Origin of the sequence: Variovorax paradoxus (genome assembly GCF_030815855.1) — a bacterium.
Lineage (GTDB): Bacteria > Pseudomonadota > Gammaproteobacteria > Burkholderiales > Burkholderiaceae_C > Variovorax > Variovorax paradoxus_M.
In genome coordinates this window covers 1,367,209-1,383,127 of the sequence record NZ_JAUSXG010000001.1, presented here as the reverse complement: position 1 = coordinate 1,383,127, position 15,919 = coordinate 1,367,209, and the positions used below count along the sequence as shown (strand labels likewise).

Below are 15,919 nucleotides of genomic sequence, written 5' to 3'. Positions count from 1 at the left end.
TACTCAGCGGATAGAAAAACCGGACGTCACACTGCGCTCGGTATTCAGGTGCAGCACCCGCCCCTGGGCGTCGAAGAGCAGCCAGCCGTCGACAACTGCGCGTATGTTCGGCTCGGCACCGGCGGGCCACGCCATCGATGCCGCCATGCGGCCTCCGCGCATGTTGAACCATTGCACTGTGGTGTTCCCGGACAAGGCGCGCATCACTACCAGCCAGTCGCGATCGACCCAGAAGCCCAGCGTCGTGCCCTCCGGTGCGTCCTGGTGGTCGGCCAGGCGAATTTCACCCTCCGTGCCGTGCATCACCCGCCATCGCAGGCAAAGGGCGCCGTCGCCATCGACCTCGCTCAGCAGGCGGAACGCGCCCAACTGCGGGTGCAGCATGTGCTTGGAAATCGGGGCTGCAGAGAAGTCCATCGCCTCGCGGCTCTGCAGACGCCGCGGCTGACGCTGATAGCGCCAGAGGCTAGGGCCCAGCACGTCGTCATGCACAACGAACTGCTCCAGGTAACGCGTGGCCGTGAGTTCGACCACCTCCCCCGGCAGGTCGGCCACCTGCCAGAGCACGTCCTGCAGGGAGCGGCCCGTGTCCAGCACCTGGATTCGATTGCCGCGCGCCACGGTCCAGCCGGTGCCGTCGAATTCGCTGGCGAAATGCGCGATGGTGGACAGGCCCAGGTCGTCGATCTGGCGCCGCACCAGGTCGAGCCGGCTCACGCGCCAAAGGCCGTCGCGTTGCGCCAGCGCCAATGCGACCTGTCCGCTGTAGGCGGGCACCAGCCGATACGCCGGCACCGCGAAGCGGGCCAGCACACGGCCTGCGCTGTCGGTCATGACAGCACCCGCCTCTCCGAGTGCCAACAGATAACGGTCGTCGTCGAGCAAGGCCGCGTCGTGCACGACATGCGCACCGGCCGATGGCGCGTCCAGTGGCAACACGTTGGAACGCGCGGTGAGCAGCCGGGGCTCGAAACCCGGCATCTCGCCGCCCGGCATGTCGGCGCGCAGCATCTGGTCGCCATGGATGCGCAACAGCGACTGGAAAGAGCGCTTGTCCATGCGCCCGTGCCCGCCTGCGTGATCGGCAATCAGTGCAGGCGCCAGCACGGCCACCAAACCGCGTGAGGTGGCGTTGTGGTCGGCCACGGCCAACAGTTCGCTCGCGAGCGCGGCGCGTTCGCGGTGCAGGAGCGGGGCGTCGCGAAGGGCACGCAGGCGCTCCGCGCAGGCATCAAGCGTGTCAGGCAGCAACAGTGCGCGCTGCACCAGCGCGCGCGCCGCAAGCCGGTCATCAGCGTCCTCGGCCGCCAGAAGCCACGTCATCGCCTGTTCGCGCGCGGCGGCCACGGGCCAGACGGCATCCACCGCCTGCAGCCACTCGCCGCGCTGAGCCAGCGATTGGCCCCATTCCTCGCGCAGTCGGTTCGCCATCTCGGGCCACCTGGCTTGTAGTTGCATCACCGTGTTGGCGAAGGCGTTGTCGCGGCGCGCGACCGCGATGGCGCGCCGCCAGTCGCCGGCCAGGCACAGGAGGCGCACGATGACTTCGGGCGGGCGGTCCCAGCTGAGCGCGAGTTCGGCGGCCTGCGCAAAGCGCAGGTGCTTCTCCAGGTAGTCAAGCGCCTCCTGGTGCGACTGAAGCAACTCGGCCAGCACGAACACCGCCTCGTCGATGCGGCCATCACGGTCCAGCTTCTCGAAGCTCTTTCGGTAGAGCTGCCGCAGATGGTCCTGGAAGTTGTCGTCGAGGTAGATACTTGAACGCGACCCTGTCGACCCGTTGAGCGACAGGCTCTCACGCCGACCGGGTGTACCCAAGGCCTGACCGACATCGTGTGCATCGCCGCCCAGAGGAATCGCGTGGCGCAAGGCCTCCATGAGATCGCCGTCGTCGAACATCTTGAGCATGCGCCGCATGTAAGCGGCCTGCTGGCGGCCCAGTAGCTTCGAAACCTGGGACGCGATGGCCATGCGCGCGAGCCAATCGCGCCAGCGCGAACGCAGCGGCCTTGCATTGCCGCGCGGCTTCAGCGAAGACGCCGGCGGCGATGGCGTTGGATCGGTACGCGCCGGCGCAGGCTTGGCCGCGCGCACAGGGCGGCGGCCCGTTCCTTGACGCGCTCGGTGCGCTTGCACGCGGGTCGTTGCCCAGATCACCAAGGCCACGATCAGCAGCGTGATGATCGCGATGCGGATCGACGATGCGTCGAACTGCGTGGGGGGTTCGTGACGCGGGGCATTCGGCTTCGCCAGGTCCAGCGGGGACGGCGCCCGGTTTTCGCCGGAGACAATGAGCCACAGCAGGACCAGCGCGCCCAGCGCCCAGCCCCACCACTTGTAGCCGCTGCCCGCACTGCCGCCTCGACGCTGGACGGGCGCCTCGGGGGCCATGATGCTGCGGCGGGCCTCCATGGCGCGTGCGCGATCGGCCACGGCCTTGAGGAAGTCCAATTGCCCGTCGCTGGCCGGCGCAATTGCATCGCCGAGAACCTCGCGCACCGAGCGTCCATCCGTGTCGAGCACCACCGGTTCGGGCAGGGTTTCGCGGCAATCGAAGGTGTCGAGTAGGGCGGGACCGGTGTCGAGCCACATCGATACGTCGAAGGGCTCGGCCTGCGAGAGCTGCAGCGAGAGAACCTCGCCGCCCTGCACCAGCCACACGTCGCCCATCGGCAGTGCGTCGCGTTCGGATGGCGCAAGCTCGGCCGAGCACAGGGCGGCTCCTTCGCGCCGAAGCGGCCAGCCGGCAAGCCGGTCGCAATCGAGCGAGACCGGCGCTGCGAACCGCAGCAAGTCACCCTGGGCGAATCGGAACAGCCGCGCGCCCGCGCGCCAGGCTTCGACGATGCGCCGCGCGCGATGAGGCTCGGCCAGCCATTCGGAAGAAAACCACAGCCCCGCCACAAGTTGCCGCCCCTTGAGCACGGGGTGGCGAACCTCGGCCGCGCGCATACGCATGGGCTTGCGCTCAGGCAACTGCATCGTCCGCTCCTTCGCCATGCAGCACGGCGCGCAATGCACGCTCGGGCACCACATAAAAGATGACCTTCTTGTGGACGGTAAGCATCACGGCCAACCCGCTGTTGGGGCAGACGCTGACCTTTTCGATGCGCTCGGGCGCGGTATAGACCACTTCGGGTCGCTCGTCCTTCGCGTGCAGCACCAGCGCGGTCCGATCGGGCGACAGGCTCAGCATCGCAAAGCGTGTGTTCTTGGTGTCATGAACCAGGGCGATGCCCCGATGGATGGTGAGTTCGAAACTTGTCCAAGCCTTCGAGGACTCGAAGTACCGCATGCCGGCACTGGCGGCCTGGGGCGTGGGCTCGTAGATGCGCCAGGTTTCGTTCCCGCCGGTAGCGGCGGCGATGCGCACCGCGCAGCTGCCGATGCCGCGCTTCCACTGCGTACCTCCGCCAAAGAGCACGACGGTATCCTCTGCCCGCGTGCATACCGTGAGCACCGTCGAAGGCGAGGCTTCCAGGCCCAACCGGCACAGCACCAGGAGGTTCGAGCGGATGACTGCATAGACCAGCGCGCTGTCAGACCACTGGAGCATACCCATCACGTGCCTGTCGATCAGCTTCGGCGGCTTGGGCTCCAAGGATGGCGTGCCGATCCTCGACGCCTCCCAGGCCACGAGCCGGTTGTCCTTGTCGAGCACGCACACGCACTGCTTCTGGGCGTTGTGCAGCCAAGCCGAGGGCAGCCACGAGCCAAGCCCGGGCGGTGCGCGGAACACATCCACCTCGGGCGCGATGAAACTGCCCAACCCCTGGACCTGCCAGAAATACATCGAGCGCTCAAAGCCCAGCAAAGCACCCAAACGCTTGCCCGCGAACATGGCCGTCAGCGGCTCCAGCCCGTCGCCCCAACGCTGGTACCTGGGCTTGCCGGGTTTGCGCTGCGCGAGGCTGGCGACGGGAAACACTACCACGCCCGGCTCGTCGAGCAACTGCACCGCGACGTGCGCGCCGTGCGGGGAAATCAATGGCGGTCGCTGCAACGAAATGCGGCCGCGGTGACGTTGGTGCACGGTGGCCGGCGCCACCGAGGTGAACTCGCCTTTGAGCAGCGGCACCGCCGTCTTCACCGACGGCAGCGGCAGTGCGGCATGGCTCAGTCCGGCGCGCCCGCTCAGAGACACTTCGAGCACATCGCTCTGCACGGCCCGGCACAGGCGGATGCGATGGCTGGTCCAGCGCTCGGCCATGGGCTGCTGCACCGGTGCGGCGCCGATCAGCCAGCTTTCCCCGGGCGGGTGCGGCAATTCGGCAAGCGCCGCTTGCCATTCATCGGCGTGCTCTGGGTCACCGACCACATAGCTGCGGCTCTTCATCAGGAGCTTGAGCTGGCGCACGTCGTGCGTATCGTGCAGCTTGCCGGGTATCTGCAGCACGCCCCACTGGAGCGCACCGCCGGTCTGCGCCGCGCGGCGCGCCAGCAGGATCCAGAGTGCGAGTTGGCCGAGGCGCGGCGCGCCGAGCTGCAGCGGGCCGGTGTCGAAGATCGCGACGATGCCTTTTTCAGCCTCGCGCGAGCGCGGGCGCGGCGCCAGGAAAAGATGCTCGCTCGAAGCCGCGCGGCGCAGGAACTCGTCGGGCAGTTCGTCGGCCAGCAGCCATTCGGTGGAGAGCAGGCGCTCGTAGCGTCCGCGCCGACGCAGATCGTCGAGACCGTCGGGCTCGGGCTGCCCGCCGCGCACCTCGCCCTGGAAGCGGCCCAAAAGCGGCTGCATGCGCTGGATCAGCGCGCCGAGTTCGGCCGCCAGTTCGGCGCCGAACCATTCGAGCCATGGGTGCCAGGGCTTGAGCGCCGCGGGGAGTTCGGTGGTCGCGGCGCTCACGCTCCACCTCCCTGCCAGTGGGTCAAAATGCGGGCGAGCAGCGGCTGCGACAGCGGAAGCAGCCGGTCCAGCGGCAGCACGGCTTCAGGCCGCGGCCACAACAACAGCGGCTGGCGCCCTTGGTGCTGGCGCTCCAAGCTGCGTGCGATCAAATCCGCGGGCAGGTCAGGCTCTTCAAGCGTCGGCAGCCACAGACCGGGCGTTTCGGTGCAGGGCCCGGCATAGGCGATGCCATCGACCCACGGGAGGGCGGCCCCCTCGCCCACCACGATCAGCAGGTCGCGGCTGGCGGTGGCAGAAAGGCCGACTTGGTGCTCAGGCTCGAACTGCCGCAGCCGTGCGTGCAGCACGCGCGCCGCGGCCCCCCAGGCAACGGCCGCCTGCGCGGGCAGCGCCTCGGCGCGCGCACGCCAGCGCCAGGCGAACAAGGTCGCCTGGCTCATCATGCGGAAGCGGGAGTAAAAGCGGGCCCGGAAACAGAGGACACAAGGCGTTCGACAAGTTGCCCGCGCAGACCACCCAATGCCTCGGGCAGTTGCTCGCTGTTGAAGTTGGCGTCGATCTCGCGCAGCACACTCTCTGCCTGCGCGCGCACGGCGGCGGGCTCGCCCTCCAGGCAAGCGCGCGCCGACTCGGCCAGCCGCGCGGCGCGCGACAACGGCTGCAGCGTGGCCTCTTCCACCGCGCTCAGCAGGTGCGGATGATTGGCGTTGGCGAAAGCGTCGCGCAGAACGTCGCGTGCGCTTTGCTGCGCCTCCTGCGTGGGCAGCACATACAGCAGAGGCCAAAGATCGGCCTCGGTGGTGTGCAGGCGGCCAGCCAGCACGGCTGCGGCGGCCAGCAAGCGCTGCGACTTCACAATACGGCGGTCCGACAGCTGTACGCCGGATTGGCGCAGCTTGCGGATCGCGTTGGCTAGCGCCGGCTGCACGCCGCTCAAGTCGACCTGCTTGAGTTGCTGACACAGGGTGTCCAGGTCCGCCAGCGCCGTGCCCGTGCCCGAGGGCGAGTGGTCGGAGCGCCAACCGCCAGTGAGCATGGCCTCGAGCTGATGGTCAGGCAACGGCTCGATGAAAACATGCAGCAGAAAGCGGTCTCCGAAAGCCGCGAGCCCTTCGTCGTCGGGCAATGCATTGGCCGCGCCTACGCACACACGCAACGGGCAGTGCAGCTGGGTGTGGCCGCGCCGGAAGCGCCGCTCGTTGAGTACGCCGAGCAGCGTATTCAGAATCGCGGTGGAGCCCAGGAAGACCTCGTCCAGAAACGCCACGTCGGCCTCGGGCAGCATGCCAGTCACGTCGGTCTCGACAGTGCCCGCACGCAGCTTGTTGAGATCGACCGGGCCGAATAGCTCCGATGGCTCCGTGAAACGCCCGAGCAGGTATTCGAAGTAGCGCCCGCCCAGACTCTGCGCCACTCGGCGCACTACCGCACTCTTGGCAGTTCCGGGCGGACCAACCACCAGCAGGTGCTCCTGGGCCACGGCGGCCAGCACTATCAGCTCGGCCAATTGCTCGCGGCCGATGAGCCCGGCGGTGGACGTACGGATCGCTTGGCGCACATGATCTGCGGAAGTCTGAAGGGAATGACTGGTCATCGAAGAAAGAGTTCTCTGCACGTAAAGATGCAGAGAGTGTGCCGCAGCAACGAGGCCATGCCGTGCCACGGCGCGCGGATTTTTTCTCAGATATGGCGGGCGAGCGCCGATAAATACCTCGCGCGCGAGAACCTCGAACCCACGTGGCCGAAAAGAAGGAACACAGAAGTCACCGTCCCCGCTGACAGGGACACGGTCATTTCCCGCGCTCAGTTCAAGCCGAAACCAGCATCCCGCTGACCAGCAGCGCGGCAAACAAGGCAGCCACCGCACGCCAGGAGGCCGGCCGCACCTCCACCCAACGGTGCAGCACCAGCGCGGCCGCCACGGAAAGGCCGAAGGTCACGGCCATGCCCAGCGCATCGATCCACCCGGCATGCGGCCCCAGCTGCACAACCGCTGCGTTCATGGCGAGAAGCACCGGAAAGTGAATGAGGAACAGCGAATACGAGATGCGGCCCAGGCGCTGCAAGGGCATGGCCGCGTTCGGCCGGCCCGCCAGAGAGAGCCAGTCCTGCCGCTGCGCGACGGCGATCAGCAGCGCACTCACCAGTGCAATCGCGATGCGGCTGCGCCAGTCGATGGCGAGTGCGCCCGCGCCGGTCAACGCCAGCAACGCGATGGCGCCCTGCCAGGTGCTGGCGCGCGTGGCGCGACCGATCCAGAACGCCAGCATGCCGAGCCCATAGGCACCGAAGAAATAGAGCGCCGTGTCGTCGAGCCCCGCGTCGCGATTGAAGAGCGTCAGCGAGGCCACGGCCAACGCGAGCACCAGCGCCACGGGAATCCAGCGTTCACGCGAGGCCGGTGCGACCGGGCTCCGCCGCAGCATGGCGGGCAGGCTCATGAGCGAGAGCGCGAGCACGAACAGCTGAAAGTCGATGGCCACGTACCAGACGCCGGTGGAGAGCGCCTCGTATCCGAGCAGGTCCTGCATCAGCAATCCGTGCGCGAACAACTGGCCGATGCTGGGCGATGCCGGGACATCGTCGCCGCTCATCCAGGGGCGCACGAGCGCGGCCACCAGCACGCATACGGTGAGCGCGGCCAGATACGGCATGACCAGGCGGCCGTAGCGCTGCAGGATGCGCGCCATCGGCCGGTCGACCCGCAGCACGCCGTCAGGCGCCAGGCTTGCGGCCGCGAGAAAGCCTGCAATCACCAGGAACACCTGCACGGCAAGCCGGCCGTCGTCGATCAGCCACCCGAGGAAATCCGGTGCGAGGGGAAAGGCGCCCACCGGCATGGCGCCATAGCGCGACAGGTGATGCCCGACGATCACCGCGCAAGCGATGCCCTTGGCAATGTCGAGCAGCGGCATGCGCCCGCGCTGCGCGGACTCCGCGGCAGGCGCCGGTCTGTGCGCGCCGTTCAAAGCGCCAACCGCTGCCTTGCTTCCTGGTATTCGCGCTTGAGCTTTTCGATGAACGCAGCGGCGCTGGCCACTTCTGTCACGGCGCCGATGCCCTGGCCCGAGCCCCAGATGTCTTTCCAGGCCTTGGCCTTGCTGCCTTCGCCGGCGGCGAAATTCATGGTCTTCACGTCGCCCTCCGGCAGGTTGGCCGGGTCCATGCCGGCCTTGACGATGCTGGGCGCCAGGTAGTTGCCGTGCACGCCGGTGAAGAGGTTCGAGTACACGATGTCGTCGGAGGTGCCATCGACGATGGCCTGCTTGTATTCGTCGCTGGCGCGCGCTTCTTCGGTCGCGATGAAGGCGGTGCCGATGTAGGCGAAGTCGGCGCCCATGGCCTGCGCCGCGAGCACCGCGCCGCCGGAGGCGATGGAGCCCGACAGCGCGATCGGGCCGTCGAACCATTGGCGGATCTCCTGCACCAGCGCAAACGGGCTCTTCACGCCCGCATGGCCGCCGGCACCGGCCGCCACGGCAATGATGCCGTCTGCGCCCTTCTCGATCGCCTTCTGCGCGAACTTGTTGTTGATGATGTCGTGCAGCGTCACGCCGCCGTAGCTGTGCACCGCGTCGTTCACGTCGGTGCGCGCGCCCAGCGAGGTGATGACGATCGGCACCTTGTACTTCACGACCATCTCCATGTCGTGCTCGAGGCGGTCGTTGCTCTTGTGCACGATCTGGTTGATGGCGAACGGCGCGGCGGGCTTGTGGGGGTTGGCCTTGTTGTAGGCCGCGAGCTCTTCGGTGATCTCGATCAGCCACTCTTCGAGCTGCGCCGCCGGGCGTGCGTTGAGCGCCGGCATCGAGCCGACCACGCCGGCCTTGCATTGCGCGATCACGAGCTTGGGGTTGCTGATGATGAACAGCGGCGAGCCGATGATCGGCAGCGGCAGGTTCGCGAGGACGGGGGGCAGCTTGGACATGTCGTCTCCGGGGTGGGGTTTCGGTTTTATATAAGAGGAAGGCCGCGTCGCCCGTCAGGTGGGCGACACGAAGCCCTGGATCAGAACGCGTCGAGCGCCAGCGCGGTGACGCTCTCGGCGCCGTCGACGATGCTGTCGCGGATTCCCGGCACCTTGTTCAGGATGTGCTCGGCGTAGAAGCGCGCCGTCGCGACCTTGGCTTGCATGAAGCCGACATCGACGCTGCGCGAGGCAAGCTCCTCGGCAATGATCAGCGAGCGCGCCAGCTGCCAGCCGGCCACGAGGTTGCCCGCGAGCATCAGGTAGGGCACGCTGCCTGCGAACACCGCATTCGGCGAGGCCTTGGTCTGGCCCGCAACGAAATCGACCACCTCCACGAACGCTTGGCGAGCAGCCTTCAGGCGCTTGAGAACCGCCGCGGCGGCCGGGCTGTCGCTCTTGGCCAGCTCGACCTCGGTCTTCTCGATTTGCGCCGCGATGGCCTTGGCCGTCTGGCCGCCGTCGCGCGCCGTCTTGCGGCCCACGAGGTCGTTGGCCTGGATCGCGGTGGTGCCTTCGTAGATCGTGAGGATCTTGGCGTCGCGGTAGTACTGCGCCGCACCGGTCTCCTCGATGAAGCCCATGCCGCCGTGCACCTGCACGCCGAGCGATGTCACCTCCAGGCTCATCTCGGTGCTGTAGCCCTTCACGAGCGGCACCATGAATTCGTAGAAGGCCTGGTTCTGCTTGCGCGCTTCCGCATCGGGGTGGTGGTGCGCGGCGTCGTAGGCGGCGGCAGCCACGCTCGCCATCGCGCGGCAACCCTCGGTGTAGGCACGCATCGTCATCAGCATTCGCTTGACGTCGGGGTGGTGAATGATGGGCGCGCTGGCGTTGATGGAGCCATCGACCGGTCGGCTCTGCACGCGGTCTTTCGCATAGGCCACGGCGTGCTGGTAGGCGCGCTCCGCAATCGCGATGCCCTGCATGCCCACGGCATAGCGGGCCGAGTTCATCATGATGAACATGTACTCGAGGCCGCGGTTTTCCTGGCCCACGATATAGCCCACGGCACCGCCGTTGTCGCCGTACTGCAGCACGGCGGTCGGCGAGGCCTTGATGCCCATCTTGTGCTCGATGCTCACGCAGTGCACATCGTTGCGCTCGCCGAGTGCGCCGTCCTTGCCGACCATGAACTTCGGCACCACGAACAGGCTGATGCCCTTCACGCCTTCGGGTGCGCCGGTCACGCGCGCAAGCACGAGATGCACGATGTTCTCGGCCATGTCGTGCTCACCGTAGGTGATGAAGATCTTGGTGCCGAAGATCTTGTAGGTGCCGTCGGGCTGCCCGGATGGACTCACCTGCGGTTCGGCGCGGCTGCGCACCATGGCCAGGTCGCTGCCGGCCTGCGGCTCGGTGAGGTTCATCGTGCCGGTCCACTGGCCGCTCACGAGCTTTTCGAGATACACCGCCTTGAGCTCGTCGGAGCCGGCCGTGAGCAGCGCCTCGATGGCGCCGTCGCTCAGGAGCGGGCACAGCGCGAAGCTCATGTTGGCCGAGTTGAGCATCTCGCCGCAGGCCGCGCCGATGGTCTTGGGCAGGCCCTGGCCGCCGAACTCCGACGGATGCTGCAGGCCCTGCCAGCCGCCCGAGACATACTGCGCGAACGCTTCCTTGAAGCCCGGCGTGGTGGTGACTTCACCGCCCTTGAAAGCCGAGGGATTGCGGTCGCCCTCGACGTTCAACGGCGCGACCACATCCTGGTTGAAGCGCGCGCACTCCTCGAGCACGGCCTGTGCGGTTTCAAGACCTGCGTCTTCGAAGCCGGGCAGCTTGGCGATCTCGCCAATGTTGGCCAGGTGCTCGATGTCGAACAGCATGTCCTTGAGGGGGGCGGTGTAGCTCATGTCTTGTCTCCAGATACAGCGGATACGAAAAGGGCATCGCGAACGATGCCCTTCGGCTCAGTGCGGCGTTGCGATCAGAGCGCCTTCACCAGCTCGGGCACGGCCGTGAACAGGTCGGCCACGAGCCCGTAGTCGGCCACCGAGAAGATCGGCGCTTCTTCGTCCTTGTTGATCGCGACGATCACCTTGGAGTCCTTCATGCCGGCCAAGTGCTGAATGGCGCCCGAAATGCCCGCTGCGATGTACAGCTGCGGTGCGACGATCTTGCCGGTCTGGCCCACTTGCCAGTCGTTGGGGGCGTAGCCCGCGTCCACTGCGGCGCGGCTGGCGCCCAAGCCCGCGTTGAGCTTGTCGGCCAAAGGCGCCATCACCTCGGTGAACTTCTCGGCGCTGCCGAGGGCTCGGCCACCGGACACGATGATCTTCGCGGCGGTCAGTTCGGGGCGTTCGCTCTTCGTGACTTCGCGGCCCACGAAGCTCGACTTGCCGCTGTCGGCCACGCCTTCGGCAGTTTCGACAGTCGCGCTGCCACCGGTGGCGGCTGCGGCGTCGAAGCCGGTCGTCCGCACGGTGATCACCTTGGTGGCATCGCTGCTCTGCACGGTGGCAATCGCGTTGCCGGCGTAGATCGGGCGCTCGAACGTGTCGGGGCTCACAACCAAAGTGATGTCGGAGATCTGCGCCACGTCGAGCTTGGCAGCCACGCGCGGAGCGACGTTCTTGCCGTTGGCGGTCGAGGGGAACAGGATGTGGCTGTAGTTGCCGGCAATCGCCAGCACCTGGGCAGCCACGTTCTCGGCCAGGTTCTCGGCGAGCGAGGGGCTGTCGGCCACGATGACCTTGGCCACGCCCACGATCTGCGCGGCGGCCTTGCCGGCTTCGGCGGCGTTGGCACCGGCCACGAGCACGTGGACGTCGCCGCCGCAGGCCAGGGCCGCGGTCACGGTGTTGAGGGTCGCGGGCTTGACAGTCGCGTGGTCGTGTTCGGCAATAACAAGTGCGGTCATTTTTTGTTCCAAAAAATCTTGATCAGTTGGGGACAGAGCTTGCGGCTTCGCCACTGCGGTCTGTCCCGCAATGACTTCAAATTACTTTTGCTTCGTTCTTGAGCTTGTCCACCAGGGTGGCGACGTCGGGCACCTTGATGCCGGCGCCGCGCTTGGGCGGCTCGCTGACCTTGAGGGTCTTCAGGCGCGGCTTCACGTCCACGCCCAGGTCTTCGGGCTTGAAGACGTCGAGCGTCTTCTTCTTGGCCTTCATGATGTTGGGCAGGGTGACGTAGCGCGGCTCGTTCAGGCGCAGGTCGGTCGTGATGACGGCCGGCAGGCTGAGGCTCACGGTTTCCAGGCCGCCATCGACTTCGCGGGTGACAACAGCCTTGCCGTCCGCCACTTCGACCTTGGAGGCGAAGGTGGCTTGCGGCAGGTCGGCCAGGGCAGCGAGCATTTGGCCGGTCTGGTTGGCATCGTCGTCGATGGCCTGTTTGCCGAGGATGATCAGCTGGGGCTGTTCCTTGTCGACCAGCGCCTTGAGCAGCTTGGCCACGGCCAACGGCTGGAGCTCTTCGGTGGTCTCGACGAGGATGCCGCGGTCGGCGCCGATGGCCATGGCGGTGCGCAGGGTTTCCTGGCATTTGGCATCGCCGCACGAGACGGCGATCACTTCGGTGACCACGCCCTTCTCTTTCAGGCGAACGGCTTCTTCAACGGCGATCTCGTCGAAGGGGTTCATGCTCATCTTGACGTTGGCAATGTCCACCCCGGTGCCGTCGCTCTTCACGCGCACCTTGACGTTGTAATCGACGACCCGTTTGACAGGCACTAGAACCTTCATTGACTTGACTCCGTTGGATTGCAAAAAGGGGGCTTCGAGGGCAACCGGTCATTTTAGGGTCCGGCCTTTGCCGCACCTGCGCTCATGGCGACTGGCATCGCATGGCAAAAAAGAACGATCGTGCTTTTTCGTGATTATACGGCAGCCTCGCGGGTGCCGGAAACGCCCGGCGGCAGCGACTCGACCCGCAGCACGCGCTGGGGATAGGGAATGTCGATGTCCGCGCTGCGCAGGCCTTCGAGAATCGCGATGTTGATGGCCGAGCGCACGTTGTCCTTGCCCTTGTCCGGGTCCGCGACCCAGAAGTTCAGGACGAACTCGAGCCCGTCGGGGGCAAAGCTGGCGAGAAAAGTCACCGGCTCGGGGTCGGTCATGACGCGCGGCTGCGATTTCGCGGCCCCGCACAGGATGGACTGGACCTGCGCCACGTCGCTGTCGTAGCCCACCACGACGCTGGTCGTGATGTTGAACTTGCGGTCCGCCATCGAGAGGTTCTCGACGCGGCTGGTGATGAGCGACTCGTTCGGCACGATGGCCTCGCGCCCGTTGCCCGCCCGGATGAGCGTGTAGCGCGTCTTGATGTCGGTGATGCGGCCCTCGAAGGTGTCGACCTTGACGTTGTCGCCGATGCGGATGGAGCGTTCGAGCAGGATGACGAACCCGCTCACGTAGTTGGCCGCGAGCTTCTGCAGCCCGAAACCCAGGCCCACGCCGAGTGCGCCGCCCAGCACCGAGAGCGCCGTGAGGTCGACGCCCACCGCCGACAACGCAAACAGCAGCCCCACCAGCAGCAGGATGGCGCGCACCGCGTTCGACGCCACCTTGCGCATCGAAAGATCGGTCACGGCCTCGAGCAGGATGCGCTTCTCGATGGTGGCGGCAATCCACAGCGCGATCACCAGCACCAACCCCGCGGACAGCGCACCCTGGATGATGGTTTGCAGGCTGACGCGCGTCTTGCCGAAAGCCAGCGTGATGTTGTCGAGTTCGGCCAGCACGGGCGGCAGCAGGCCGACGATCCAGAGAATGGCGGCAATCCAGGCCAGCCAGGAAATCGTGCGCTCCAGCAGCCGCACGAGGTTGGAAGTGGGAAAAACCGCCCTCATCACGCGCGCGAACAGCCGAATGACCAGCAGCGACAGAAAAACCGATACCGCGATGCGCAGCACCAGCACCGGCTGGAAGCCGGTCACCAGGCGGCGGGCGAGTTCGGTGAAAACCAGCGCCAGCAGAGGAAACAGCACGCCGTCGAAGGTGCGCTCGCCGAACCAGATCGAATCCTTGGGCTGGTCGCGCCCGAACCAGCGGCTCGCCATCCAGGCCAGGGCCACGCAAGCGACCAGTGCCGCCAGTTCAATGCCCAGGCCGCGCGCATCGACCTGCGCCAATCGTTGTGTGAAATCGTTGAAATTCATCTCTTGGGAAAACATGGCGCCATGGTCGCGCCCGCGGCGTTACAGATCGGCCAGGACGCGGATGTGCGCCTCGACGCTGCGCGCCAGCGCATCGAGGTTGTAGCCGCCCTCGAGCATCGAGACGATGCGCCCGCGCGAATGGCGCCTGGCCACGTCCTGGATGCGGCTCGTGATCCAGGCGAAGTCGTTCTCGGTGAGCCCGAGCTGGCCCAGGTCGTCCTCGCGGTGGGCGTCGAAGCCCGCGCTCACGAAGATCATCTCGGGCCCGAACTCCTCGAGCCGGGGCATCCAAGCCGCCTCGATCAGCTCGCGCACATCCATGCCCTTGGTGTAGGCCGGGATCGGCAGGTTCAGCATGTTCGAGGCCGGGTGCTCGGTACCGCTGTACGGATAGAACGGATGCTGGAAGAAGCCCACCATCAGCACGCGCGGATCGTTCGAGAGAATGTTCTCGGTGCCGTTGCCGTGGTGCACGTCGAAATCGACCACCGCCACGCGCTCCAGGCCATGCACCTCGAGCGCATGCCGCGCCGCGATGGCTACGTTGTTGAGAAAGCAGAAGCCCATGGCCTGCTCGTAGCAGGCATGGTGTCCGGGCGGCCGCACCGAGCAGAAGGCGTTCTCGATCTCGCCGGCCATCACCGCGTCGGTGGCGGCAATGGCGGCGCCGGCGGCGCGCCGCGCGGCCAGCAAGGTGAAGCGGTTCAGAATGGTGTCGGGGTCGAGCTGCGCATGGCTGGGGCCGCCGGCCGGCTCATCGGCCACCAGGCGCTGGTGAAGCGATTCGAGGTGTTCCAGATGCGCCTCGCTGTGCGCGCGCGTGATCTGGGCAAGGGTGGCCAATGGAACGTCCCGGTGTTCGAGCGCATCGCCCACGCCGGACAGCAGCAGCCTGTCTTCGATGGCATCCAGCCGCTCGGGACATTCGGGGTGGCCCCGTCCCATGTCGTGCTTCCAGCAATCGCGATGTGTGAAGTAGCCGGTCTTGCCCATCTCTTTGCCGTGTCTCTGTCGTATCTAGACCTCACACAGCATGGGGCCGCGCGGTCTTACGGTATCGTTTGCATATGGATACAAATATGGACGTTGCTGCGAAGCTTGCCACTTTGCTGAATCAGCTTAACACGGTGATCGTCGGCAAAGAGGCGCAAGTGCGCGACTGCGTGGCCTGCCTGCTGGCGGGCGGGCACCTGCTGATCGAGGACGTGCCGGGGGTCGGCAAGACCACCCTCGCCCATGCGCTCTCGCACACCTTCGGCCTGCAGTTTTCGCGCGTTCAGTTCACCGCCGACCTGATGCCCGGCGACCTGTCGGGCGTGGCCATCTACGATCGGGGGCAGCAGGCCTTCGTGTTTCATCCCGGTCCGATCTTCGCGCAGGTGCTGCTGGCCGACGAAATCAACCGCGCCAGCCCCAAGACCCAGAGCGCGCTGCTCGAGGCCATGGAAGAAAAGCAGGTCACCATCGAAGGCGAGACCCGGCCGCTGCCCACGCCGTTCTTCGTGATTGCCACGCAGAACCCGCAGGACCAGCTCGGCACCTTCGCGTTGCCCGAATCGCAGCTCGACCGGTTCCTGATGCGCATCTCGCTCGGCTACCCGGACCGCGCCGCCGAACGCGAACTGCTCGCGGGCGCCGACCGCCGCGAGATGCTGGCCACCCTGCCCGCGATGCTGACCGCCGGCGAGCTCACGGCGCTGCAGCAACGCGTTCAGCAGGTGCATGCGGCCGAGCCGCTGCTGAACTACGTGCAGGACCTGATCGCCGCCACGCGCTCCGGCCGCTGGTTCTTGCAGGGCCTTTCGCCGCGCGCCGGCATTGCGGTGCTGCGCGCCGCCAAGGCGCAGGCGCTGCTGGCCAACCGCAACTACGTCGCGCCCGATGACGTGCAGTCGATACTGCCGCAGACCGTCGCCCACCGCCTCACTCCCGTGGGCGATGCAGGCCGCGGCGCCGTGGAGCAGGTGCGCGCCATGATCGCCGACGTGCCGCTGCCGTAAAAATGAAC

12 protein-coding genes are annotated in these 15,919 nt (G+C 66.8%); 1 reads left to right on the top strand and 11 read right to left on the bottom strand.

Features of this window, described 5'->3' with window-relative positions; translation table 11 throughout:
* Positions 1-3 precede the first annotated feature (3 nt).
* The 11 genes from QFZ42_RS06475 to QFZ42_RS06425 form a co-directional block, all read right to left on the bottom strand.
* On the bottom strand, positions 4-2,982 hold the full coding sequence (locus tag QFZ42_RS06475) for a bpX6 domain-containing protein (protein WP_307700171.1): 2,979 nt from the start codon (positions 2,980-2,982) through the stop codon (positions 4-6).
* Positions 2,969-4,843 carry a hypothetical protein gene (locus QFZ42_RS06470; RefSeq protein ID WP_307700170.1) on the bottom strand — a complete coding sequence of 625 codons (1,875 nt, stop codon included), beginning with the start codon at positions 4,841-4,843 and terminating at the stop codon, positions 2,969-2,971. Before QFZ42_RS06470 ends, QFZ42_RS06475 begins: the two co-directional genes overlap by 14 nt.
* Positions 4,840-5,286: a bpX5 domain-containing protein gene (locus QFZ42_RS06465; RefSeq protein ID WP_307700169.1), complete on the bottom strand. Its 447-nt coding sequence runs from the start codon at positions 5,284-5,286 to the stop codon at positions 4,840-4,842. The genes QFZ42_RS06470 and QFZ42_RS06465 overlap by 4 nt, the downstream gene beginning before the upstream one ends.
* Complete coding sequence (locus QFZ42_RS06460) at positions 5,286-6,404, bottom strand: AAA family ATPase (protein WP_307700168.1); 1,119 nt, start codon at positions 6,402-6,404, stop codon at positions 5,286-5,288. Before QFZ42_RS06460 ends, QFZ42_RS06465 begins: the two co-directional genes overlap by 1 nt.
* Before the next feature lie 250 nt (positions 6,405-6,654).
* Entirely contained in the window at positions 6,655-7,761 is a 1,107-nt protein-coding gene (locus QFZ42_RS06455) for an acyltransferase family protein (RefSeq protein WP_307700167.1), read from the bottom strand.
* 50 nt (positions 7,762-7,811) lie between these two features.
* The gene (locus QFZ42_RS06450; RefSeq protein WP_307700166.1) at positions 7,812-8,774 is read right to left on the bottom strand and encodes an NAD(P)H-dependent flavin oxidoreductase; all 963 of its coding nucleotides are present in this window, start codon (positions 8,772-8,774) and stop codon (positions 7,812-7,814) included.
* 80 nt (positions 8,775-8,854) lie between these two features.
* Positions 8,855-10,663 carry an acyl-CoA dehydrogenase gene (locus QFZ42_RS06445; protein ID WP_307700165.1) on the bottom strand — a complete coding sequence of 603 codons (1,809 nt, stop codon included), beginning with the start codon at positions 10,661-10,663 and terminating at the stop codon, positions 8,855-8,857.
* 74 nt (positions 10,664-10,737) lie between these two features.
* Positions 10,738-11,670 carry an electron transfer flavoprotein subunit alpha/FixB family protein gene (locus tag QFZ42_RS06440; RefSeq protein ID WP_307700164.1) on the bottom strand — a complete coding sequence of 311 codons (933 nt, stop codon included), beginning with the start codon at positions 11,668-11,670 and terminating at the stop codon, positions 10,738-10,740.
* Between the two features lie 76 nt (positions 11,671-11,746).
* The gene (locus QFZ42_RS06435; protein ID WP_307700163.1) at positions 11,747-12,496 is read right to left on the bottom strand and encodes an electron transfer flavoprotein subunit beta/FixA family protein; all 750 of its coding nucleotides are present in this window, start codon (positions 12,494-12,496) and stop codon (positions 11,747-11,749) included.
* 134 nt (positions 12,497-12,630) lie between these two features.
* Positions 12,631-13,911, bottom strand: coding sequence for a mechanosensitive ion channel family protein (locus QFZ42_RS06430; protein ID WP_307704179.1), 1,281 nt, complete (start codon positions 13,909-13,911; stop codon positions 12,631-12,633).
* 39 nt (positions 13,912-13,950) lie between these two features.
* On the bottom strand, positions 13,951-14,904 hold the full coding sequence (locus tag QFZ42_RS06425) for a histone deacetylase family protein (RefSeq protein ID WP_307700162.1): 954 nt from the start codon (positions 14,902-14,904) through the stop codon (positions 13,951-13,953).
* Between the two features lie 86 nt (positions 14,905-14,990).
* Between QFZ42_RS06425 and QFZ42_RS06420 the strand changes: the two genes are divergently transcribed.
* A complete protein-coding gene (locus QFZ42_RS06420; RefSeq protein ID WP_307700161.1) occupies positions 14,991-15,911 on the top strand; it encodes an AAA family ATPase in 921 nt (306 codons plus the stop codon).
* Positions 15,912-15,919: the final 8 nt, after the last annotated feature.

Excerpts from the sequence above, each read along its gene's own strand:
- QFZ42_RS06450 (WP_307700166.1), bottom strand. The coding sequence starts at position 8,774 with ATGTCCAAGCTGCCCCCCGTCCTCGCGAACCTGCCGCTGCCGATCATC.
- QFZ42_RS06435 (WP_307700163.1), bottom strand. The coding sequence starts at position 12,496 with ATGAAGGTTCTAGTGCCTGTCAAACGGGTCGTCGATTACAACGTCAAG.
- QFZ42_RS06465 (WP_307700169.1), bottom strand. The coding sequence starts at position 5,286 with ATGAGCCAGGCGACCTTGTTCGCCTGGCGCTGGCGTGCGCGCGCCGAG.
- QFZ42_RS06420 (WP_307700161.1), top strand. The coding sequence starts at position 14,991 with ATGGACGTTGCTGCGAAGCTTGCCACTTTGCTGAATCAGCTTAACACG.
- QFZ42_RS06475 (WP_307700171.1), bottom strand. The coding sequence starts at position 2,982 with ATGCAGTTGCCTGAGCGCAAGCCCATGCGTATGCGCGCGGCCGAGGTT.
- QFZ42_RS06425 (WP_307700162.1), bottom strand. The coding sequence starts at position 14,904 with ATGGGCAAGACCGGCTACTTCACACATCGCGATTGCTGGAAGCACGAC.
- QFZ42_RS06430 (WP_307704179.1), bottom strand. The coding sequence starts at position 13,911 with ATGAATTTCAACGATTTCACACAACGATTGGCGCAGGTCGATGCGCGC.
- QFZ42_RS06445 (WP_307700165.1), bottom strand. The coding sequence starts at position 10,663 with ATGAGCTACACCGCCCCCCTCAAGGACATGCTGTTCGACATCGAGCAC.
- QFZ42_RS06455 (WP_307700167.1), bottom strand. The coding sequence starts at position 7,761 with ATGCCGCTGCTCGACATTGCCAAGGGCATCGCTTGCGCGGTGATCGTC.
- QFZ42_RS06440 (WP_307700164.1), bottom strand. The coding sequence starts at position 11,670 with ATGACCGCACTTGTTATTGCCGAACACGACCACGCGACTGTCAAGCCC.